General features: G+C 38.3%; 17 protein-coding genes and 3 pseudogenes. 10 read left to right on the forward strand and 10 right to left on the reverse strand.

Annotation, left to right across the window (positions count from 1 at the left end):
- Window positions 1-88 precede the first annotated feature (88 nt).
- From MUO15_RS15425 to MUO15_RS15435, 3 genes are read left to right on the forward strand one after another with little or no spacing between them, the layout of a single operon-like run.
- Window positions 89-553, forward strand: coding sequence for an AAA family ATPase (locus MUO15_RS15425; protein WP_245030505.1), 465 nt, complete (start codon window positions 89-91; stop codon window positions 551-553).
- 20 nt (window positions 554-573) lie between these two features.
- A complete protein-coding gene (locus MUO15_RS15430; RefSeq protein ID WP_245030507.1) occupies window positions 574-1,845 on the forward strand; it encodes an ATP-dependent nuclease in 1,272 nt (423 codons plus the stop codon).
- Window positions 1,842-3,215, forward strand: coding sequence for a UvrD-helicase domain-containing protein (locus MUO15_RS15435; protein WP_245030508.1), 1,374 nt, complete (start codon window positions 1,842-1,844; stop codon window positions 3,213-3,215). The genes MUO15_RS15430 and MUO15_RS15435 overlap by 4 nt, the downstream gene beginning before the upstream one ends.
- A 47-nt stretch (window positions 3,216-3,262) precedes the next feature.
- Here MUO15_RS15435 and MUO15_RS15440 read toward each other — a convergent pair whose 3' ends face one another.
- The 6 genes and pseudogenes from MUO15_RS15440 to MUO15_RS15465 form a co-directional block, all read right to left on the reverse strand.
- A complete protein-coding gene (locus tag MUO15_RS15440; RefSeq protein ID WP_245030510.1) occupies window positions 3,263-3,628 on the reverse strand; it encodes a recombinase family protein in 366 nt (121 codons plus the stop codon).
- A gap of 24 nt (window positions 3,629-3,652) precedes the next feature.
- On the reverse strand, window positions 3,653-4,420 hold the full coding sequence (gene istB, locus MUO15_RS15445) for an IS21-like element helper ATPase IstB (RefSeq protein WP_245030512.1): 768 nt from the start codon (window positions 4,418-4,420) through the stop codon (window positions 3,653-3,655).
- A gap of 1 nt (window position 4,421) precedes the next feature.
- A pseudogene (istA, locus tag MUO15_RS15450) lies at window positions 4,422-5,995 on the reverse strand (IS21 family transposase).
- A gap of 109 nt (window positions 5,996-6,104) precedes the next feature.
- Window positions 6,105-6,308, reverse strand: a pseudogene (locus MUO15_RS15455) (recombinase family protein); the annotation flags it as partial.
- Window positions 6,309-6,563: 255 nt separating this feature from the next.
- The gene (locus MUO15_RS15460) at window positions 6,564-6,761 is read right to left on the reverse strand and encodes a hypothetical protein (RefSeq protein ID WP_245030514.1); all 198 of its coding nucleotides are present in this window, start codon (window positions 6,759-6,761) and stop codon (window positions 6,564-6,566) included.
- A gap of 455 nt (window positions 6,762-7,216) precedes the next feature.
- Window positions 7,217-7,999 (reverse strand): ornithine cyclodeaminase family protein, encoded by a 783-nt coding sequence (locus MUO15_RS15465; RefSeq protein WP_256464139.1) that lies wholly within the window; start codon window positions 7,997-7,999, stop codon window positions 7,217-7,219.
- A gap of 303 nt (window positions 8,000-8,302) precedes the next feature.
- Here MUO15_RS15465 and MUO15_RS15470 point away from each other — a divergent pair, with 303 nt between their 5' ends.
- Window positions 8,303-8,512: a hypothetical protein gene (locus tag MUO15_RS15470; RefSeq protein WP_244751817.1), complete on the forward strand. Its 210-nt coding sequence runs from the start codon at window positions 8,303-8,305 to the stop codon at window positions 8,510-8,512.
- 125 nt (window positions 8,513-8,637) lie between these two features.
- Here MUO15_RS15470 and MUO15_RS15475 read toward each other — a convergent pair whose 3' ends face one another.
- From MUO15_RS15475 to MUO15_RS15490, 4 genes are all read right to left on the reverse strand, one after another.
- Window positions 8,638-9,216, reverse strand: coding sequence for a hypothetical protein (locus tag MUO15_RS15475; RefSeq protein WP_244751816.1), 579 nt, complete (start codon window positions 9,214-9,216; stop codon window positions 8,638-8,640).
- A gap of 350 nt (window positions 9,217-9,566) precedes the next feature.
- Entirely contained in the window at window positions 9,567-9,794 is a 228-nt protein-coding gene (locus MUO15_RS15480; protein WP_245030518.1) for a hypothetical protein, read from the reverse strand.
- Window positions 9,795-10,488: 694 nt separating this feature from the next.
- Window positions 10,489-10,974, reverse strand: coding sequence for a DUF4367 domain-containing protein (locus MUO15_RS15485; protein WP_245030520.1), 486 nt, complete (start codon window positions 10,972-10,974; stop codon window positions 10,489-10,491).
- 554 nt (window positions 10,975-11,528) lie between these two features.
- Window positions 11,529-11,960 carry a DinB family protein gene (locus tag MUO15_RS15490; RefSeq protein ID WP_245030522.1) on the reverse strand — a complete coding sequence of 144 codons (432 nt, stop codon included), beginning with the start codon at window positions 11,958-11,960 and terminating at the stop codon, window positions 11,529-11,531.
- 352 nt (window positions 11,961-12,312) lie between these two features.
- On the opposite strand from MUO15_RS15490, the gene MUO15_RS15495 reads away from it, so the two are divergent.
- The 6 genes and pseudogenes from MUO15_RS15495 to MUO15_RS15525 all read left to right on the forward strand — a co-directional run bounded on the left by MUO15_RS15495 (window position 12,313) and on the right by MUO15_RS15525 (window position 22,514).
- Window positions 12,313-12,921 carry a recombinase family protein gene (locus MUO15_RS15495; RefSeq protein ID WP_245030524.1) on the forward strand — a complete coding sequence of 203 codons (609 nt, stop codon included), beginning with the start codon at window positions 12,313-12,315 and terminating at the stop codon, window positions 12,919-12,921.
- Window positions 12,922-12,963: 42 nt separating this feature from the next.
- A pseudogene (locus MUO15_RS15505) lies at window positions 12,964-14,426 on the forward strand (Mu transposase C-terminal domain-containing protein).
- Entirely contained in the window at window positions 14,419-15,225 is an 807-nt protein-coding gene (locus MUO15_RS15510; protein ID WP_245030530.1) for an AAA family ATPase, read from the forward strand. Before MUO15_RS15505 ends, MUO15_RS15510 begins: the two are co-directional and overlap by 8 nt.
- A gap of 784 nt (window positions 15,226-16,009) precedes the next feature.
- Complete coding sequence (locus tag MUO15_RS15515) at window positions 16,010-18,811, forward strand: pullulanase (protein WP_245030532.1); 2,802 nt, start codon at window positions 16,010-16,012, stop codon at window positions 18,809-18,811.
- A 390-nt stretch (window positions 18,812-19,201) separates the two neighbouring features.
- Window positions 19,202-19,672, forward strand: a complete 471-nt coding sequence (locus MUO15_RS15520; protein WP_245036052.1) for a YdcF family protein — start codon at window positions 19,202-19,204, stop codon at window positions 19,670-19,672.
- Between the two features lie 82 nt (window positions 19,673-19,754).
- On the forward strand, window positions 19,755-22,514 hold the full coding sequence (locus MUO15_RS15525; protein ID WP_245030542.1) for an alpha-amylase family glycosyl hydrolase: 2,760 nt from the start codon (window positions 19,755-19,757) through the stop codon (window positions 22,512-22,514).
- Window positions 22,515-22,605: the final 91 nt, after the last annotated feature.

The following is a 22,605-nucleotide window of genomic DNA, read 5'->3' on the forward strand; positions in this document are numbered from 1 at the left end:
TTCTGCTAGGTTCCCTATCAACAATGTTGTTCCATAATTAGGAATGGTAGTATAATTGAACCACCCCAATATGTAAAGGAGTATCGCTTTGAAAATTTCAAATATAAAGGTCAAAAATTATAGAAACCTTAGAAACGTTAAGATTGATACTAATAATGTTGTTGTCTTTATAGGAGATAATAATAGTGGAAAAAGTAATCTTCTCAGGGCTATAACCCTTCCTTTTATTAATCATGAAATTGGAGCATTTAATAAGAATTTGGGTTGGCAGGATCTTAATAATGATGCAAGACAAGAGTATTACTCATTTATAGAAAGTAACTTAGACAAAATCAGAGGCGACGAGTGTGAACTAGATGATTTTCGTAGTTACATACCTTCAGTAAGTGTGGAAGTATCATTCACTCCTCAAGCTTTATCGGAGGAGTATTATGTTCGTAATTGGACTAATAACTTAGAAGCGAATCCCCTGCCTTTTCTATTAGATATGAATTCAAAGTTGAAGAACCTCAAGATCTACTTAATCATATCTCAGGCGTATTACAGGATGTAGATTCTATAGAAAATTTAAAGATGAATTTACTACCAATTGAGTTCTATAAATACCAAATAATTATCCCTACAACAAATGAAAAGGTTTCATTTACAGAACTTTCTTATTTCAAATACAATTCTTTAGCTGCTGAAAGAGATGATTTCTCAAATAAAGCTTCTCAGTTGGGATCTAAATCATTAGTATCTCTTTTGCATAGTAAGATGGACTCTGATGATAAAAAGAAAGTAGAACAATCATATGAGACTTTCTTCAGCGATTTAAAGGACATTAGTAGTTTAGAAGAAGTATTTAACTGGCAGGAAACATCGGGATTAGAGAACGCTAGAGATTTCTTCGAACAGATTACTTTACTTCCGAATATCCCTACAATGAACTCTTTATTAAATAACGTTCGCTTGGGATATGGAGATGAATACTTAAATGCTCAAGGGCTAGGTTATCGAAACTTGATATATTTATTTGTTATGTTGAACTCATTAAGTATAGAGAGTGATGTGGCTTTAAACATCTTAACAATAGAAGAGCCAGAGGCTCATCTAAGTGTAAGCAATGAACACCTTTTAGCTAGCTTTATCAATACAACAATGAATAACAACAATCAACTGCAGCTTTTTATTTCAACACACAGCCCAGAATTTCTTAATAAGCTAGAATTAAAGAATGTGACTATAGTATCAGAAGGGAAAACTTATGCTTTAAAGAAACAACTGGAAGAGGATCAGTTAGATTACTTGGCGAAAAAACCAAACTTAGATTTTCTTAAGTTCCTATATTCAAGAAGATGCATTTTAGTAGAAGGCCCCACAGAAGAAATGCTTATCAAATCATATTTAAGTACACAAACCGACCAGTTGCATGACATTGAAGTGATTTCTTTACATAAGGGTTTCAGAGACATGATAGATATATGGCTTAAAGTGAATGAAGGGTCCAATCACAGAATTGGTATAATCAGAGACTATGACAACCAGCCAAAAGCTCAACAGCATCATGAAGAATATAATCATTATTCCAATGTTTGTGTTGCAACTACCCAAGAATACACACTAGAACCTGAATTCGTAAAAACAGGTGATAATTTCGATAAATTGAAAGCATACTTCTCTACTGAACATTCTTGGAAAGAAATTGATACGGAAGAACAGCTATCTGAGAAGTGGAAAAAGGCAAAAACGGATACAATGCTACGCTTTTGCAGAGATATAGGTACTGATGCATTAAACGACGTTGAAATGCCACCTCATATAAGCAATGTAATTCATTTCTTGAAAACAGGTGATAAAATATGAATATTGTAGTCGCTGGTGCTGGCGCAGGGAAAACAACCTCGATGGCTGAAGTCGTAATTTCAAGGCTTAAAGAGGTTGCAAATGGTAAATTCATATACGTCATTAGCTACACTAATTCTGCAAGAGATAGAATTAGAGAAAAAATAAGGGAGAATGAGGGGAGTATTCCTAGACAAGTAAAAGTTGAGACTATTCATTCTTTCTTGTTACGAGAAGTTATTTACCCTTTTAATCATTTAATTTACGGCGACTTTTATAAATCTGCCTCGCAAATGCCTCTCCCCACGAAACATGCATTTAAAGCATCAAAGAAAAAGGAGTTAAGGGAGAAAAATCTAATACACGTAGAAGACGTAACAAAGACTGCTAGATACCTTTTATGTGGAAAAAGCAATGATACCAAAAAGATTAAATTTAGGCGTGATAATGCTTTGAAAATGTTATCCGGATACTTGGATTCAATATTTGTGGACGAATCACAAGATATGGACAATGAGTTTTCCAAGGTATTGTCTATGCTAAATCATAATAATATTAGTGTTAATCTAATAGGTGATCCTAAACAAGACCTGAGAAATAGAGGTGCTTTTAGGCAAATTATATCTGGGGAGATACCTGTCAAATACAAGCCAGAAAACCATCGCTGTCCCATTATACATGTTGATTTTTCAAATAGATTTATAGCATCAGAAGAACATCAAATTTCGACAAAAGAAGATGGTACTTTAAAATACTTAGTGGAGTCCAGCTGTGATATTCAAAAAGAAATTGAAAGTGATATATATGATTTAGCTTATATTTATCAAAAAAATGCTCGATTTAAAACTCATAAAGAAGATAAAACAAAAATAGAAAGTCAATTATTTTACGAATTGAAAATACTCACACGTAAGTCGTCTTCTATGAAGGAAAAGAACATAGACCAACAGGCATATATACTTTTAAGGAAGACGATTAATACAATTAAAGACAGAAAAAGCACTAGAACAATTTTTAATGGACTTGAAAATGATCTTTCAATAATTATGGATTACAAAGATAAGGGGAAAATTGGTTCTGCTGTAGATGAATACAGAAGGGTTCTATCAGATGAACCTGGTGTGTTAGTAAATTCAATTGACGGGATCAAAGGTTTAGAAGGAGATAATTGTTTATTCATTGTTTCTACTCAGCTTGCACCATACTTATTTAAGGAAGTTGTTGACCAAAATAAAATGATGAACTATTTATATGTAGGGCTTACAAGGTCGAAAAGCGATCTAACTATAATGGTTACAAAAGAAGTTGAAAAAGAATATGGATATCAATACATTCGTCACCAATTTAAGGAGCTAGGTATAGAAGAGTTAAGACCACTCGAAAGAAAGTGATCAACAGTTATTAAAAATATTATAGCAAAGTTGAATTATAAAGATATTTACCGCCTGCCAAGGTAACGGTAGAACGTAGCCCTGCTTACTTCTGTAGCACCCAATATCTCCTGAATACTGTATTCTTTACTATCATACATCCTAAAGGCCATATCCAATTTGGATTGGTCTTTTTTCGGTCGCCCGCCTTTTCGCCCCCGAGCTCTTGCAGCATCCAATCCGGATTTCGTTCGTTCAGATATAATGTCACGTTCAAACTGAGCCAAACCACTAAAGATCGTAAAGACGAGTTTCCCCATCGCTGTTGTCGTATCAATATTCTCATTTATAGAAACAAAGTTAATGCCTTTATCCTGGAAGTCATTAATTAGATCCACCAAGTGTTTTGTGCTACGACCAATTGTAACCGTCAAGTGATTTTGAACACTTTTTGATCATTAATTCTGAACAGTTTCTGACTGAAATAATGACTTTCGATATTTAATTCGGTGACTTGGCCCATCGAAATGAAGAACTTCAGAACGGTGAAGAAGACGATCCAAGATGGCTGTCGTAATTCCTTGATCACCAAGGAGCTCTCCCCATTCCTCCGGTCCTTTATTTGAGGTCAGGATAATTGAACTTTGCTCATACAGATGATTTACTAAATGGAAAAATAGATTCGCTTCGTTTTGATCCATCGCCATATACATCAAGTCATCAATGATGACCAAATCAGCGTTTCTTATTCGCTTTAACTGCACTTGTGATTTGCGAAGATATTCTTCACTTTTCAATAAAGGTACCAGCTCTCCGATCGACACAAAAGAGACGCGAAGACCGTTATAAATGGCTTCTAATCCAAGTCCGATGGCGATGTGTGTTTTACCTACACCTGGCGGTCCCAGAAAGATTAAATTATATGATTCTTCCAACCAAGTAAGCTCTTTTAGCTGTTTGATCTGTCTTTCACTTAACGACGAGATCTCCTCGATATCAAACTCCTCAAGAGTCTTTTGATACGGGAATTTCGCCCACTTCAAGTGTTTATCAATCATTTTCTCTTGTCTTCTTTTCTCCTCATATGTGAGGAGTTCCCTCAGGAACTCTTGATAAGTCCAAGAATGAGCTTCGGCCTTCCGGAGAAAGGTCGGAAGCTCTTTGGACATTTCGGACAGTCTTAAGTGATTAAGCTGATCCTGCAAGTTTTTAACCGAATACTCCATCTCAGGCACCCCCTAAGATATCCAGATAACTATCCAAATCTCTTAACCTTGCTTTCTCTTTAAAATGGGCAGGGGGTGGAGACATATCCGGTATTTGTGATGGTACGCTATTCGTATCCATGATCTGAACTCTATGCAAGTGCTCGGCTACGTCATAAAAGTCATTGGCACTCCATAGCTCCTGGTCAATACATTGCTCCAGGGCTGGATGGATGAACGCAGGAAAACATTTGATGGTTTTTTGTATAATTTGCAGCTGATCCCTGACATACCTGGGATAGCGTTTCGATATTTCTTCAAGAAAGAGATTAATCTTACTTTCCTCTTGAAATGGCTCTTTGACAGTGTCTTTATAGGCGTTAATTCCTCTTGTTCGATCTCTGGTGTGATGCTTATTCTTAATCAGTTGCCCTTTCCCTTTGGAAAGGGCGTGAATAGCTATCGGAGTATCTCCCCGTGTCTTTTCAATGATCAACTCGTTCTGGTCGATTCGTATGTAGACCTTGTTATCCCCATGAGGCTGATAAGTTCCCAAAGGGACGGAATAACGATTAGAGAGATACTTTACGATATTGTTCTTATGGACCGTTCTTGTTATACTTGAACCACGGTTACTCTCGAAAGAGAGTAGGGTAGAGACTTTTCGTAAGTGTGGCTTTTCCAGGGCAAACACTTCGACAGGTCTCTTTTTTGTTGTATTGTGAACTTGATAGTTTCCTTTCTTTTCAAGCCACCTCATGCATTGTTCATTCCAGGAGCTAATATTATGGAAGAGGCGGTGCTTCGCAAAATTCCTTTTAAGGAACTTGACCACATTTTCAACTTTACCCTTTGATTCTGGATCAGCAGCTTTACATAGATAAACGGAAAATCCTCTTTGCTGTTTGTACGCTTGGAACTCTTCTGTAAAGATAATATCTCCACCATTTTCGCTTACGGTCATTAACTTATCCTGGTCATAAACGATCTCTTCTGTTCTTCCTCCATAAAACTCAAAGGCGTTCTCATGAGAACGCAACACATCACGTGTAGTAAAAGGATGTTCCTGCCATTCCGCATACTTATATCGCGAATGAGAGAGGACAAAGGCAATGACATAAACTTTTCCCCCTTTCCCTTCAGCCTTTTCAACTTTCGCTTCTCCAAAGTCCACCTGCAATTGGTGACCGGGGGTAATTCCTCTATTTCTTCGTACGTTCGATACGTCAACGTTTTTGGTATGTGATACTTATCTCTCAATTCCCTCACATACGTTCGGACGGTGCTTTCCCCTACGTCTGAAAAAGAACATCGTTCTTCCAGCCAGTATGAAATTTGAGAGGCTGATAAATCCGGGTGTTCTTTCAACCATGAAAGAATTTGTTTCTGGTAAGGATCCAGTTTTCTTGATCTGGTTTTCAAAATCTCCACCCACTCCAATGCTTCTTCAAAGTCTTTATCTAGGTATTCATAAACTGTCGTTCTAGATAGGTTACATTTCCGGGCAATGGCTGCCACTCTAAATCCTTGCTTTTTTAATTGATGCACTTCCACAATGGTTTCTAATTTGTTCACCTTCCTGATCCTCCACTTCATCCGTTAACATTCATACCTATTTATTTTAACGGATGGGAGGTGATTGGGGATCAAAAAGTGTTCAAATTTATCAATCAAAATCTGTCTAGTTTAGTCTAGCAGTTACACCAATTCGATCAAGCTTATAAACTACCACTGTATCTCCTTCACGGAGATACTTCATCATTTCAGTGAATGCGGGCCGATCTTTTTTCGTTCCCGTAATTTTTTCTGAATAAATATTTTTTCCTTCCACACCGTATTTCTTTAACGCATCAAATTGCATATGTAAATTTTGATCTTTTGTACTGACCCGGGCATATCCAAATAACATATTTTTGTAACTCTGTGAATTTCAGTGATAAATGACGCATTAATTTGAGAGCTATTTGTCATAAGAAGGTTATCCCTAAACGAATTTGGTTGTTATATAAAAACACCATACGAATTTTTCGTACGGTGTTAAAAGATTTTTTTATGATTAGACGTTCAACACAGTGTTTCTATCTTTTGCAATCGCTATTTAATAAGTGAAGAGCTCTTATTAGCTGATATTAAGCAATTACTTTAGTTGCGGTACAAAATAAATCTAAAATCCCCCACCGCCCATTGGAGGACCACCCCTCCGAGACTTCTCTTTTTCAATGGCCCTTTCAACTTCTTTTTCTTGCTCTGTCTTCTCACGATAAGGGGTGTGGAATTTCCTTTTTTGTTTTCGTTTATCAAGGTAAACCATGAAAATTATAAATAAAACTAAAAACAATCCCCATAAAATGTTAGAAAGCAATGTGTACTCACCTTTCAATAATTGCTAAATCAAGCTATTAGCGAATGGCGCCCGTTTAAGTAAGATAAGCTTTTAGTGTCAAGAGTAGTCACGATCTTGAAATCGCTTAGAATTACTACGAGAAGACGGGATACCAAGCAAGACACGTAGAACCCCTATAAGAATAAAGGTGATCATTATTCCTAAAGCAATTCCCATAAAATTATGACCTCCCACTTATGCCTTTTAGTGTACTATCTTGAAGTTTTTTGTTCACAAAATTTTCTTTAAGTTAATAACAATTATTTCAAATATCCATAACTTTCACAAGGAGTTACTCCATTATATGGTCCTATACATAAAGAATGAGCACAATTCATTATTTCAGAATGGCGCCCCTTATACAGAAGACTTGATTTCAAGTTATCTTCCACCGTGGCTCCCTATAAGGGAAGAATAGGATCGCACAATTTCAGTTATTTGTGAAATTCAAAAAAAGACCCGACATCATTCTTAACTGCTTTTTGGAAAACTTCCCAAGCAATGATAAGATCTTGAAAGGCCAGACCTACACAACCAAATATCGTCGTTTGGTTGGAATCAGCCCTTCCACATCTTTGACTACCTAGTACCTCTCCTAATTCATAGACATTAAAAATCGACTCCTTAAGTTTCTTATCTTGAAGTACCCCCATTCTGTGGCCTAGTTCAACATCATCACAAACAATGACTGATTGTCCTAAAACATTTGGACTGACTTCAAACTTTCCTGGTTGGTCAGCACCGAGAGTAGTAATGTGTGTGCCTTCTTTTATCATCTCCGGATAAATAAAGGGAACTTTTGACCAGGTAGCCGTAATAATTATATCAGCATCCATCAAAGCCTCTTCTAATCTTTCACATATAATAAAAGAGGTTTTCAATTCCTTACTCATTTCATCAACAAATTTGATTGAATTCTGACTGTTTGTATCAAATACGTAGACTCTTGATATTGAACGAAAGTAAGATAAGGATTTCAATTGTGTTCTTCCTTGTACTCCACTACCTACAATTGCAACGTTCTTCGCTTCTTTTCTTGATAAAGTATGAGTGCCAAGAGCGCCAGCTAAACCTGTTCGAACTGCTGTCAAATAAGAAGAATCCATAATAGCTAACAATTCTCCTGTTTCTATATCATGTAGTTGGATAATTCCTTTTATGGCCTTAGAATCGTCTGGAAACTTAGCATGAGTTTTAACAGTGTAAGCTGGGGTCAAGTCAGGAAAATGCGGATTTACAACGTTAAGATTTAAAAAGGGAAAAGAACCTAAATCCTCTGTGTATTAACTGAGAATTTAGGTTCTTAATCTTCAACAATCGCGCCCCTTTTCATGAATACTTGATTTCGAGATATTATTAATAACGATCTTCCGATTTTGCCCCCTTTACCAGAAGACTTGGATTCGAGATAATTAAAAGACAATAAATTATCTGTTTTACCTTCCACTAAAATACGTTTCAAAATGTGTATGTTAAAATAGGAAAATAATCCACTATAAGTATAGAAAGGCGTGTATTCGATGGAATTAATAATCCTAGGAGGAATCATAGGTGCCATTTCAATTAGTGTAATTAAATTCGCAATTAAAGGAAAACCTTCGGATTCCAAAAGACGAGAGTACACTCCCACAAGTGATGTATATAGTGGAAAGAATAGAGATTATAGCAGTCATGCACCTGTAGAAACTCATAGAAAAGCTCCTTATGAAGAAGTGGACAAAACAGAATAAACTAAGAATTGATCATTGAAACATTAAAAATGGTGCCACCTTTTCCATTGTAACTCAACTCCTGTTCATCTTTTCTTCTATAATTATAATTGAAACTGTAATATAATATCCCGCAGAAATTATATTTACCTCTTACTTCGTCGCGCTATAATGAAATACACGCCAACCAATAAAACGACCGTAACAGCCAAATAGATATATACAGAATGATTATTTGTATTTGTTAAATCAACAGAAACTTCCTCTTTCGGTGCCTCTCCTTCACCTAGAGCATGAATATCCTCATCTGCTTCCGACAATAGTGCTGTTCTGGAACAGAGGCTGACATGAAGCCCGCCATCCCTTTCATTGGCATAGACGATATAATCCTTATTTAAACTAAATTCATATCCGCAGCTTGCTGAACTTCTTTCCGTATGTACGACAACCTCTGATTTATCCATTCCCTTCCATGTCTCTTCCACTTCTAAAACAACTGCAATTGGATCAGTAGATGATTGAATAAGATTATTTTTGTTCTTATCCATTATCTTCACCACTTTTCCAGAGAAAACCGCCATACTCTCCTCAAGTTCTTCTTCTGGTGTACCGGGTAACACGCATGAACAAGCATAACTGTTAGTTGGTAAAAAAGTTAGAATAAAGCTCGATGTTATCATAAACAAACCAGCATACCTGAAAATTTTCTTGTTTACTTTGGACAAAATCAATCCCTCCCCATACTAATTTGACGATATCTCACTTAAGAAGTTACAAAAAGCCTAATTTCTCCGTATTAGAATTGAGAAATTAGGCTTCTTTCATTACTGCATTAATTAGCCCGATTCAGAAGGACTCACTATTCCGTTAGCGCGCCCCATTAATTGAATACTTGGATTCAAGATAATTTAAAGGAAAACCCATATAGATAAGCAAAACATAGTGAAGTGATCTTGTTTGTTCCAATATGCAGATAATAAATTCATTTACTTGCCACATAGGTAAGCCACATTCCAATTATAGAATGCCTTTTTGCAATTTGTTATCTCATTAAAAAAATTCTGGAATGGGTGTCCTAGAAGCCTGATCCACCGCCAAATGTATTTCTATTTGCTTCCGCGTATGCCCGACTTTTAGCCTCTGCTTGGTTTAGGGAATCTGGTTTTCTTCTGTCTAACCGATAATCTCTGTTGTTCTTTTTGCTTTTGAAGAATATTTTTTTGAAAATAATTCCAATTAAACCAGGTAAAAACAACACAAAGAGAATTCCAAATAGTGTTAAGACTGCGCTTAGTATAAGCAATCACTCCCTCCGTTTGGATTAGTAAGAAGTTGAAACCACCTTCATATTAACACTGGACCTTAAAAGTAAAACGGATGCGTTATTCGATACACGCGCCCCCCTACAAGGGAAGATAATGGAGTAGAGCCAATTGCCTTATTTAGATTGTATTAATTTTAACACAAATTGGAGTCTTACTTTAAAAATCCTTATTCAAGAATATGCCCCTTTTCTGAAAGAAAGAGCGCAAGTCTTATTCAAGATTTGCTCCCTTAAACAGAAGACTTGATTTCAAGATAATCTAAAAAGACCATGATACAGACCTTCCACTATTGCCCCTTTATGCAGAAAGCCCAGTTTAAAGATAAATGAAACAGTGTGTTAGTTCGTATAAAGCTGTTTTGGTTAGGATATATTAATTCGATGAGTGTCAGAATCAGACACTTATGAGTAGTCTCGATCATTGTAAAGATCGGATCTCCTACGTGAGGATGAAATTCCGAGTAGAACACGAACTACTCCAATGAGAACAAAAATAATAACTAACCCTAATGCAGCTCCAATTTAAATACCACCTTTTATTGATGTTTCTACCCTTGTATTTCTCATCAGTATCAATTCAACATTACGTCGTTAGATTGAAGAATTGAATTTACATACTCTAAGCCGAAAGAAAGAGCTAAGCATTACATGCTGTCTAAACTTGATTACTTACTCATTTAAAAGATTCCGCAATTTGAATTAGTTCTTCTTTGGAAATTTCCGCTTCTTTACTTGTACTAGCCGTAGATAAATTGTAAACTACACCTTCATCCTTCCAAACTAACCGCTTAACTTTTGTTTTTTTATCATTCACTTCACTTTCAGCATAGTCACCATCAATGGCACCTACTTTCACTTCTTCCGTCTCCATGTCCAGATTAATGGACTCCCCGTTAAAAGTCATCAACTCTACAGAATTATTTTCACCAATAAAGTTAAAGTTAAATACTTTCTCCTCGTCCATAGTTGGAGTAGGTGAAAAAGAGGCATCTTCAACTTCAAAAGGAAATTCTGTTGGGAGCATGGGCTGATAAGACTTTTCCTCCAATTGTGTACGAAGATTTTCACCATCGTAGGATATTTGTCCGCTGGCATTACCATTTGTACACCCGCTTAAAATAAAAAAAGCTGCTATAATGGACAACAATAACACTCTCATTTCTGTTCCTCCTTAAAAAATTCCAATAATACATGTACGCATCATTACACCAAAAAGTTTCAAGCTAATCAGTAAGTAAATTTGAATTCTAAAAAACATAATAGTGCTTTATAAAATTCACATTTATCTCGAATTCAAGTCTTCAAGATAATGGCCGATTGTTGAAAGAGAAAGATGAAACACTTATCTAATAATTTTATAATCTTATCAGTAGGGTTTACTCTATTGATAATCTTTTGCATGACGATTATTACAGTGTTTTGACTGTCTCATATACATGTACCAAAATGGCTTAACGTTGTAAATCCGCATTTTCCTGACTTGACCCCAAGCTGGAATTGATTCTAACAACCCTGGGAACAGAACCATTGAACTAGTATTCTTTCTTGGAAGGTTTGATTGTGCACGTTGCCCCTTAATTTTAGTAGCATGTGAATATTTTATAAACCCTTCCTTAAGATCATTAATATGGTGTTTTGGGATGATTAACTGTCTAATGTCAAGATCACTTAAAAGTAAAGTCATGACTTCTCCTCTCTATAATTACTTAAAACCTACATTGACCACTCATTTATCCATTGGTTCGGCAAAGTCAATCCTGCTTGTTTGAGAGCAACAAAATATTGACCTTGATGTACCCCTTCATGTTGAACTGTAGTATTTAAAAACTCTAAGATAGTTAAATTTTCGCCTCCCATTCGAATTACTTCCCGATTAGTGTTCGAAAACTCTCCTGCTAATTCATTTGTACTTCTTTCTAACTGATCTTTAATGTCTATATCTTTCGAAGGAAGAACTCCAGGGAACGATACAGTACCCTTTCTTAATCCCTCTGTATATGTATCACGTACTCGAATTAAATGAATAAATAACTTTCTTAATGTACCTAATTCCGTTATTAACTGTTTATCCCATTGATTTTCAGGAATTTCTATTGCTAATCTGTTCGTCATATTAGCTGCATATACAAAGCCAATTGCATTCATTTGTCTATAACCTCTTTTCTACGTTGGTTCTTAGTAAGAAGATATTCGAGATTCTCAATCATCTTCTAAATAACTGCCCTTTAACTTAATACCAATTATTTCAAAATCACATCTTTTTCACAATACTTTATTCCAGATAATGGCCCTTTTCCGAAATAGTGTTTTATTAGTGTTTGTAAAAGTAAACCTTTTCGAACAGTTTAGTTTTACATCTACTAGTGATCTATTAACGTTCGAAAATAACCGAAAATCATTTTGTGAACGTCCGCGGTTTAGTCTATACATTTACGAACGATTTGATGTATAATTAAGAATATAAAAATAACTCTTATAGAAAGGTGCATCCTAGAATATGGAAAGTAGACGAATGGGGTACTTAAGGGTAAGTAGCAAAGACCAAAATGAAGAACGACAAATGGCGGCTATGAAAGAACATGGAATTAACGAACGGGATATTTTCATCGATAAAGTTAGTGGCAAAGATTTTAAACGCGAAAACTATCAACTCCTCAAACGTGTTCTTCGTCCAGGTGATATTTTATACATTCATGCGCTTGACCGTTTCGGAAGAAACAAAAACGAAATTGTCGAAGAGTGGAATGATATCACAAAAAATATTCAGGCAGATATAGTTGTCTTGGACATGCCCTTGTTAGACACCACCCAATACAAAGACAGCATGGGGACCTTTATTGCTGACCTCGTCTTACAAATTCTATCTTGGATGGCGCAAGAAGAAAGAGATCGCATTCGAAAACGGCAACGGGAAGGTATTGATGCCGCATTAAAACAAGGGAAAGCCCTTGGAAGACCGAAAGCTAATATAACAGAAGTCTTCCGAGAAACCTATGTGGAATGGAAAGAAGGAAAAATCACGGCCACTCGGGCTATGCAGAAAGCCCAGGTTAAGAAAACGACCTTTTATAAGCTTGTGAAACAGATGGAGGAGAATCCGACATAATCCTACCTATTTATACCTGAAGTATAAGAAAGGGGAAAAAACATGTCGCCTCATAATAATTCCGTCCTGACCTCTTACACTGAAGAACAAAGAGCCAAAGCCATGGAAAGGTTCCGTCTTATTCGCCCTTACTTAGAAGGCGAAACGTCTTTATCGACTATTGCTTTAGACACTTCTGTTTCATTACGTACTTTGCAAAGGTGGGCCCAATATTATCGCAAAGGGGGATTGCAAGCACTGGTGACCAAGGAACGCTTCGATCGAGGCAGCCGAAAATATCACCTGAAATCGTTAAAGTGATTGAAGGGCTTGCTTTAAAAAAAGCACCTCCCAGTATGGCTTCCATCCATCGAAAAGTTGAAAGGATTGCGATGGAGCATGGATGGACGGTTCCGAGCTATGGAACTGTCTACGATATTATCGAATCCCTTCCTTCTTCGTTAAAAACATTAGGGAATGAAGGATCAGTTATATACAAGGAAAACTTTGATTTAATTCATCGACGAGAAGCCCAACAGCCCAATGAGATATGGCAAGCCGATCATACCTTATTGGATATTTGGATTTGGAATGAAAAAGAAAAACCAGCTCGCCCTTGGCTAACCATTATTATGGATGACTATAGCCGTGCCGTAGCTGGTTACTTTTTAAGTTTTGATGCTCCTTCGGCTATTCAAACGTCTCTCGCATTACATCAAGCCATTTGGTCAAAGGAAGACAGCCGATGGAGGGTTTGTGGTATTCCGAGTATTTTCTATACGGATCATGGCAGTGATTTTACTTCGGACCATCTGGAACAGGTTGGTGCTGATCTACGTATGCAACTTATTTTCTCCACTGTTGGGGTCCCTAGAGGACGAGGGAAGATTGAGCGTTTTTTCCAAACCATCAACCAGTTATTTTTACAGGAGCAACCCGGTTACATCTCCCATTCACGACCTTCACTATCTCCATCTATGACTTTACCCGAACTTGATCGTCAGTTACGAGAATTTCTGATTGAAACGTATCATTTTCGTGTTCATGGAACAACTGGTTTCCCACCTGTGACACGCTGGGAATCCGAAGGTTTCCTTCCTCAACTCCCAAATTCTCTCGAGGATTTGGATTTACTATTATTGAATGTTGCTACATCTCGCCGTATCCATCCGGATGGCATACGATTTCAAGGTTTTCGCTATGAATCAACGACATTAGCTCCTTATATCGGAGAAGATGTGACCATTCGATATAACCCTCGTGATTTAGCTGAAATAAGGGTCTTTTTTCATCGCCAGTTTTTATGCCGGGCAATTTGTCCGGAACTAGCTGGGTATGAAGTGGATATCAAAGATATTATAGCTGCACGAAGTCATCGGAAAAGAAATGCCACCCGTCAAATCAAGACACGTAATGCGGTTTTTGAAGAGTTGGTACAAGATTCCCATAAAAGGTCCAAAACAACAGAAGCTGACGAAACTCCGAAATCATCTAACACAAAATTAAAGAGGTATAAGTATGAGTGATCAGTCAACCTTTTTAGAAACGAAGGAATATCGCCGTTTTGTGGAATTTTGTGAAGCTTGCCGGAAGTACCAATATATTGGTGTATGTTATGGGGAGGCTGGTGTCGGCAAGACAATGGCTGCAAAGCACCTCACCCGGTGGGACCTATTATCGCCATGGCTTGATCTTCCAAGAATAGAAGATGATCAACAAGTCCCATTAGAAGTCCTCGATGAACATACTCTGTATTATACAGCTCCTGTTGTTAAACCGGCTCAGATTGGAAGGGATTTATCTGTCTTGAATCTTCGCTTAGCCATGCTGCATGAAAAAGCGCATTATCAAAAAGATGGCATACAGAGACGAATCCCAGATTTTTATGGCAGTACCGAACTTGTACTCGTTGACGAAGCTGATCGTCTTAAATTAGTAGGGTTGGAATTAATCCGAGACATGTACGATCAACATCCAATGGGGGTCGTACTTATTGGTATGCCTGGTTTTGAGCGCCAACTAATGCGCTATCCGCAGTTATATTCCCGTATTGGCTTTGCGCATGAATATAGAACGTTAAAAAGAGATGAAATGACCTTCATATTAAAAAATAAATGGAAGGAACTCAGTCTGAACATTAACCTTGAAGATTTTACGGATTACGAGGCCTTTACGGCTGTCGTTCGTATGACTGGTGGGAATTTTCGGCTTATTCAGCGCCTCTTCACGCAAGTTGAACGAGTCATGGCCATCAATCAGGTCGAGACTATATCGAAAGAAGTGGTTGATGCGGCCAGGGAAAGTCTTGTAATTGGTCATAAATAGGAAGTTGTTATTGATTATTTCATCATAAAAGTTTGAATGAAACATTATGGGTTATGTACGTCATTTAAAGATGAAAAAATCCCGCCATTTATCTCTGAAGTTCACAGATAAATTTTCGGTTTCGTATGCTTGTTATCAAAAACGAACGATTATGAGAAGAGTAAACAGAGTAAAGAAACCAGTTTCACTCGTCATTTTTCCTGTACCTTTTTCGTTCCATAAAAAGGACCTTTTCCAAAAAAGTAATCTCTTGCTCTATAGTATTTTTCACACATTTATCATTGCAGTTATTAATCTCTCTCTTTAGTCGTATCAGTTCCCTGGATATAAAGGCTATTTCCCATTGATTCAAGTTCTATCCCCCTGACATCCTTTGACTTCCCTTTTTAACAGGAATTAGACATACCATTATCATCCTATTAGGGTTATCTTGATATTGAATCTTCTACATAAAGGGGGCATATTTGTTTGAGATTATCTTGAAATAAAGTCTTCCGTTAATACGAAGGGCCATTTTGCGGAAGATCGGTAGGAATTTTTTTGAAAGAAATTATAACCACTAAGCTGCAGATTTGTGAAAGAAGGAGTCTACTAAGAGATAGTGATGGTTTAAAATTCAGACTATTATAAAAATAAATTGAAAGGGCTTACAAATAATGATAAAGTGGTTAGTGATGTGAAAGGAGGAAATTAAGATAATTGGAACTTTTTGTTTGTTCATTGTGCAAACGATTGCCTAAATTTCAGGCTCAGATTCTTCATAAATTGATAGGGAGGAAATGTAATGAGAAAAGTGCTGGGAAAAAGTGTTCTTATCATGTTGGCGTTTGTTATGGTTTATTCATCATCAGGTAGCATTGTTGCTAGTGAATTTAGTAAAGATACTGCCTCTAAATCACTTACTGAATCACCGATTCCAGAGGGTCATATAAGAGTTCATTACCAAAGGACAGATAGTGATTATAGTGGTTGGGGGTTGCATCTTTGGAATCAGGATGGGGACAACCCCGCTATTGATTTTGTTGTGGACTGGTCAGAGCCTATTATGTTCGATCAGAAATCTGATTGGGGAGTCTATAAAGATATCAAAGTAAGTAATATTAAAAACGGCTTAAACTTTATTGTTCATAAGGGTGATACAAAAGATGTTGTAAAGGATCGTTCTTTTCCGACATCAGGGGAAAGAGAATTTTGGCTTGTTCAAGGTCAAGAAAAAGTCTATTTGGAAGAACCTGAAACAAGTAGCGAACTGACATATGTTGAAATTACTAGCAAAAGTCAAATGACAGGTTACTTAAATGGAAGTGGTGAAGAGCTATCACGTGATGAGTTACAAATCGTTGATCAACGTGGCAATGAAATCGGAATAAAGAGCGTCAAGGTAAGTCATTCACAATTCACGCTGACTACTACTAAAAACCTTGATCTGTTGAAAAGTTATACCGTTTCTCTTAACGGTACAGAAAAACATGCGAGGATTTCTTGGGAATTAATGGACAAAGAATTTGCCTACAAGGGCAACGATCTTGGGGCTACTCTACATGATAATGGAGAGGCAACATTAAAGTTCTGGTCACCTCCTGCTACGAACGTTTCCGTTATTCTCTATGATAAAGACAACCAATATAAGGTGATTAAAGAAAGTACACCGATGTCTAAAGGTGAAAATGGTGTATGGAAAGTCCAACTAGATCAAGCTAATACCGGGGTTAGTGACTTGAGTGGCTATTACTATCAATACCAAATACATGTATATGGACAAACGAACATAGGCCTTGACCCTTATGCAAAATCAATGGCCGCATGGAGCAACGAAGATGGAGATAGCGTTGGTAAAGCTGCTATTATTGACCCATCGTCGATTGGACCACAATTAGATTATGCAGATATAGATGGGTTTGAAAACCGAGAAGATGCTATTATTTGGGAGGCTCATGTCAGGGACTTCACCTCTGATCCGAGCATTGATTCAGATCTAAAGTCACAATTTGGAACATTTAATGCGTTTGCTGAGAAATTAGATTATATTAAAGAGCTAGGAGTAACACATATTCAACTACTTCCAGTGATGAAGTACTACTTCGGAAATGAGCTTAACAGTGATGAAAGAGAAATGGAATATTCTTCACAAGGCAATAATTACAACTGGGGATATGATCCACACAGCTATTTTTCTCCAACGGGGATGTACTCTGAACAACCAAAAGATCCAAAAGCACGGATAGCAGAACTAAAGAACCTCATAAAAGAAATTCATAAAAGAGATATGGGAGTCATTCTTGATGTAGTTTACAACCACACTGCGAAAGTAAGTATTTTGGAAGATCTCGTTCCAAACTATTACCACTTCATGGGTGAAGAGGGCAATCCTAAAGTGGGCTATGGTGGTGGAAAAGTAGGGACTACGCATGCCATGTCCAGAAAATTAATGGTTGATTCCATTAAATATCTGGTAGAAGAATTTAAAGTGGATGGCTTCAGATTCGATTTGATGGGAGATTTGGATGCCGAAAGTGTACAAATAGCCTATAACGAAGCTAAAAAATTAAATCCGAATATCCTCATGATCGGAGAAGGCTGGAGAACTTTTGTTGGAGATGGTGGTCCTGAAGATGAGGTCATGCCAGCTGATCAGGATTGGATGAATCATACAAATGGCGTAAGTGTGTTCTCTGATGAAATAAGAAATGAACTAAAGTCAGGATTTGGAATCGCAGGTGAACCGAGATTTATAACAGGTGGGGCGCGTGACATAAGAACTATATTTAACAACATAAAGGCCCAACCAGGAAACATCAAGGAAGATGATCCGGGTGACGTCGTTCAGTATATAGCCGCACACGATAATCTGACCCTTCATGACGTTATCGCTTATTCGATTAAAAAGGACCCAGCAGAACACGAAGAAGAAATCCAAAAAAGAATCAGGTTAGGAAATTCCATGATTTTAACCAGTCAGGGAATTGCATTTCTGCATGCCGGGCAAGAATACGGACGAACCAAGCAATGGAAAGGCGAGGAAAAGCCTAAGAACTCAGCAATCTATATGGTAGACCAAAATGGTGAACCTTTTGATCACCCTTACTTTATAGACAATTCCTATGATTCTTCCGATCGTATCAATATGTTTGATTGGAGCAAAGTGACAGAGAAAGGTGTTCATAAGGAGACTATGGAATATACAAAAGGTTTGATTGAATTACGGCGCTCAACAAACGCTTTTCGACTAGGAACGATGGACGAAGTTAATTCAAATATTTCGATGATCGATGTCCCCGAAATCGATGAACGAGACATGGTCATCGCTTATAAAGCAGAATCTACCGATGACACGGGGAATTACTTTGTGTTCGTTAACGCCGATAATCAAGAGCGTAAACTTACATTACATGAATACAATTTAGCAGCAGGTAAAGTTATAGTAGATGACGATGAGGCAGGAAAGGAAAAAGTAAGCGATCGTTCAGGCTTCAAATTGAATGCCAATGAGATTACATTGGAGCCTTTAACAACGGTTGTAGTGAAGTGTGATTCTCCCGGCAATGGGCATGACCCTTGTGAAAAACCAAAGAGAGGAAAGAAATAAGCTAGTGACAAATGGGCTCCACTTCTTTTGTGGGGTCCTGCTTATGCTTCTAATTTGCGATTTTTGTTTAAGAGGTATGGGAACGATGAATATGCCCGGGAAACAATATTGTGGCTACACTTTCACTGGATTACTAAAATGATTTTGTGGGTATAAACACGGGGGCTTTTTCAATGTCCAAGTATCGGGCGCGCGCGACAAGTTCTGTTATAAGCGCTTTTCAGCGTGAAAATACAGGAATTTTAGACATTTAAAAATTCAACTTTACAATGGAGGATGGGAATGACGGAACCATGTTTTCTGAAACCATCCCGCCAATACTCCTGCATGCGTTAGGACCGGAATTTCTTGTGGCTGAAGATTCCGTGAATTCTTCTAAATGATGCCATCATCGTTTTAAGTGGAAATGAGGAACGTTTTGAACATGCAGCGGAGTTATTCAGCGAAGGACTAGCTGAACATATGATCTTGACGAATTCCTCGGAAAGTGGGACCACCCCGGAGGAAGCCATGGATTTGGTAGTGCCTCAAGAGGCCATTTATGAAGAACCTGATGCTGATGCTAGTAGTACATATGAAAATGCGACACTTTCAAAACACACTATGGAAAAAAAGGGACTTAAATCCTCTCTTGTGGTCACTAGTGATTACCATTCCCGGCGAACAAAGATGACATTTGATGATATATATGACAACCAGATAGAGCTGAACCACTCCTTTGCTCCTTCTTTCTTCAATCCTTCCGATGGAATGACAGAACACGAAAAAAGAATGACGTTCAGCGAATATGTGAAAATAGCAGTCTATTGGTTCCGTTTATCTTTGAGTAAACGGAACTTTTTTTCCTTTTCTGACATTTAATCACTTAGTCCTATGGACATTCTCTTTCGACTCCTTTATTATGAGAGCGATTTCACTTATATTTTGAAAGGATGGGGTTCGTTTGATTAAAAAACGATGGGTTTGGCTGATTGGTATTGCGCTTTTATTTTTGTCAATTGCGCAACCGTTTGCATCAACTTATGCAGATGCCAAAACTTACGATCAAGTAGTATTGCGTGGGAACGCTGAAACCTTAGATTGGAGTTCGGATGATAATCCACTGAGTTACAATGCCGAAGAAGGAGTATGGATCAGTAAGCCAATTCCTTTGGAAGGTGGACAAGTGACAGAGTTCAAGTTTGTTTATGATGGAAATTGGATGCCCGGAGCAAACTTGACGTACACAGCTCCTCAAGATGCGGAGTATATATTCGCTTTTCACCCTGAAAACGAACGCAAAGTCGACATCCGCCTCGCTGATACTTACGAAGCAAGTGTAGAGCTTGAACTCACCGTCCCTGAGGGAACGCCAGAATGGGTAACGCCTACGGTCGGTTCAAGCAAAAATGACTTCCATTACACAGCCGCACCTATGACAAAAACCTCTGAACATACGTACACAGCTAAAATTGTAGGGCAAGCAGGCGAAGAAGTTTCTTATTTTTATAGTCTTGCCGGGGAATCTTATAATGAAGAACGCTCCGAACCTCGTACAGTGACTTTATCCACAACTGGCGATACCAAAGAGGATACAGTCACCCAGTGGAAAAAAGTACCTGTCGCCCAATCGGTCACTCATGATTTTAACCATACCCCATACGTACCTGATCACCGTGATGATGTAACGGTTAAAGTCGAGGTGCAGCACTTTGGACCAATCGACAAAGGAGCCATCTATTACACGACGGACGGCACCACTCCAGGTGGAAAACGCGGAGAAGCTGTCGATGGACAAACCGTTCCTTTAAAAGTGACGGATACATCTGAAGATGCCGATGGATTGAAGACATCAATTATGGAAGGGATCATCCCCCCACAGAAAAAAGAAACCCGCGTAAAATATAAACTCGATGTTTGGAATTCAAACAGTGACGGCTCTCAATTTGCCGATAATAATGTGTTGAATTCTGAAGAAGCCACCGAATTCGCTTATTATGTAGACACATATGAGTCTCCGAAGTGGGCGAAAGAAGCGGTCATTTATCAGGTGTTCGTCGACCGTTTCCGTGATGGAAGTACAGAGAACAATACGTCTGTAAAGCCTGAACAACCATATGACGAACAGTTAAAAGGCTGGCTGGGTGGAGACCTTCAAGGTGTCCTTGAAAAAATGGATTATATCGAGAATCTTGGAGTGAATACACTTTGGATTTCACCAATTTACGAGGGACCGTATTCCCACGGGTATCATCCGACAGACTTCATGAACATCGACCCTCGTTTTGGCAGCAATCAACTCATGAAAGAGCTTGTCGATGAAGCACACAAACGTGATATGAAAGTCGTCTATGATCTCGTACCGAACCACACATCCGATCAGCATGACTTTTTCCAGGATGCTTTAGAAAAAGGTCCGGAAAGTCCTTACTATGATTGGTATACATTTACGAATTACCCGAATGAATATGATACGTTCTATGGCATTCAAGAACTTCCTGAATTGAACAACGACAATCCAGAAACACGCGCGTACATGTTGGATGAAGTCGTCCCGTTCTGGATGAATGAAATCGGTGTCGACGGTTTCCGTCTGGATTATGCCAAAGGTCCAAGCCAAAGCTTCTGGGTCGATTTTCGTCATAAAGTAAAATCACTGGATGACGATGCTTTCATCTTCGGAGAAGTGTGGGACAACCTTGATACCATCTCTTCTTACAAAGGAAAGTTAGATGGGGCGATCGATTTTGAGACGCATTCAGCGATTACGAATGCCTTCATTCAAGATGGTTCAGTAAACGCACTAGCGTCATCTCTTGAGGAGACTTTCGGAACTTATGGCGATGAATTTGTTGCGGCAACCTTTTTAGATAGTCATGACATGCCGCGCTTCCTGTTCGAAGCAGATGGAAATGAAGAAACATTGAAAAATGCAGCTGCTTTACAGTTTACGCTGCCTGGCGCACCAATCATCTACTATGGAGATGAGGTCGGCTTGTCTCAGAGCGGTGACCATAACCTTGTGGACGAGTGGAAAGACCGCTACTACCGGGAAATGATGATTTGGGAGGAAGAAAAGCAGAACGAGGAGATTCTCTCACACTACAAAACGTTGATTGATGCAAGAAACAATCAGCCGGCCTTAACGCATGGAGATTTCAACATCATCCACTCTGATGATGATGTACTGGTCTTTGAACGTTCCGTGCCACAGGACAAAGTGCTTGTCGTCATGAACCTGGGTGATGAGGACCGGAAGCTGGATATCATCGACCTCTACAACCAGCAAACACCGAACAAAGTACAGCTCACTTCACTTCTTGACAAGGAAAAGCTAAAGAGTCATAAGGGCGAGCTTGAGATGACGAGCGAAGCTGGCTCTGTGGATATTTATGATGTCAAAGGGAAGCTACGCTACGAAGCTCCATCGGAAGAAAAGAAATACAACAAAGTCGTATTGCGTGGATCTGCACCGTTCGACTGGTCCAGTGATGCCAACATGCTGACCTTCGATGAAAAAGATGCCCTTTGGAAAAGTGAGCCGATTGAATTGATCGCAGGGGAAACGGTGGAATATAAATTTGTCCGTGACGGCGAATGGCTTGAAGGTGATAACCTCCGTTTCACACCTGAGGCAGGTGGGAAATATATCTTTATATTCGATCCGCAAAACGAATACCAAGCGACGGTGGAACGGATTCAAGCTGTGAATGAAGCCGCCTGACAGAAAAAGCTTCCTACTTTTTTGAGTAGGAAGCTTTTGTTATTTAGGATAATCCCACAGAATCTTCCACTCCCTTTTTCTTCTGCCACAG

Source organism: Halobacillus amylolyticus, assembly GCF_022921115.1.
GTDB classification, from domain to species: Bacteria; Bacillota; Bacilli; order Bacillales; family Halobacillaceae; genus Halobacillus_A; species Halobacillus_A amylolyticus.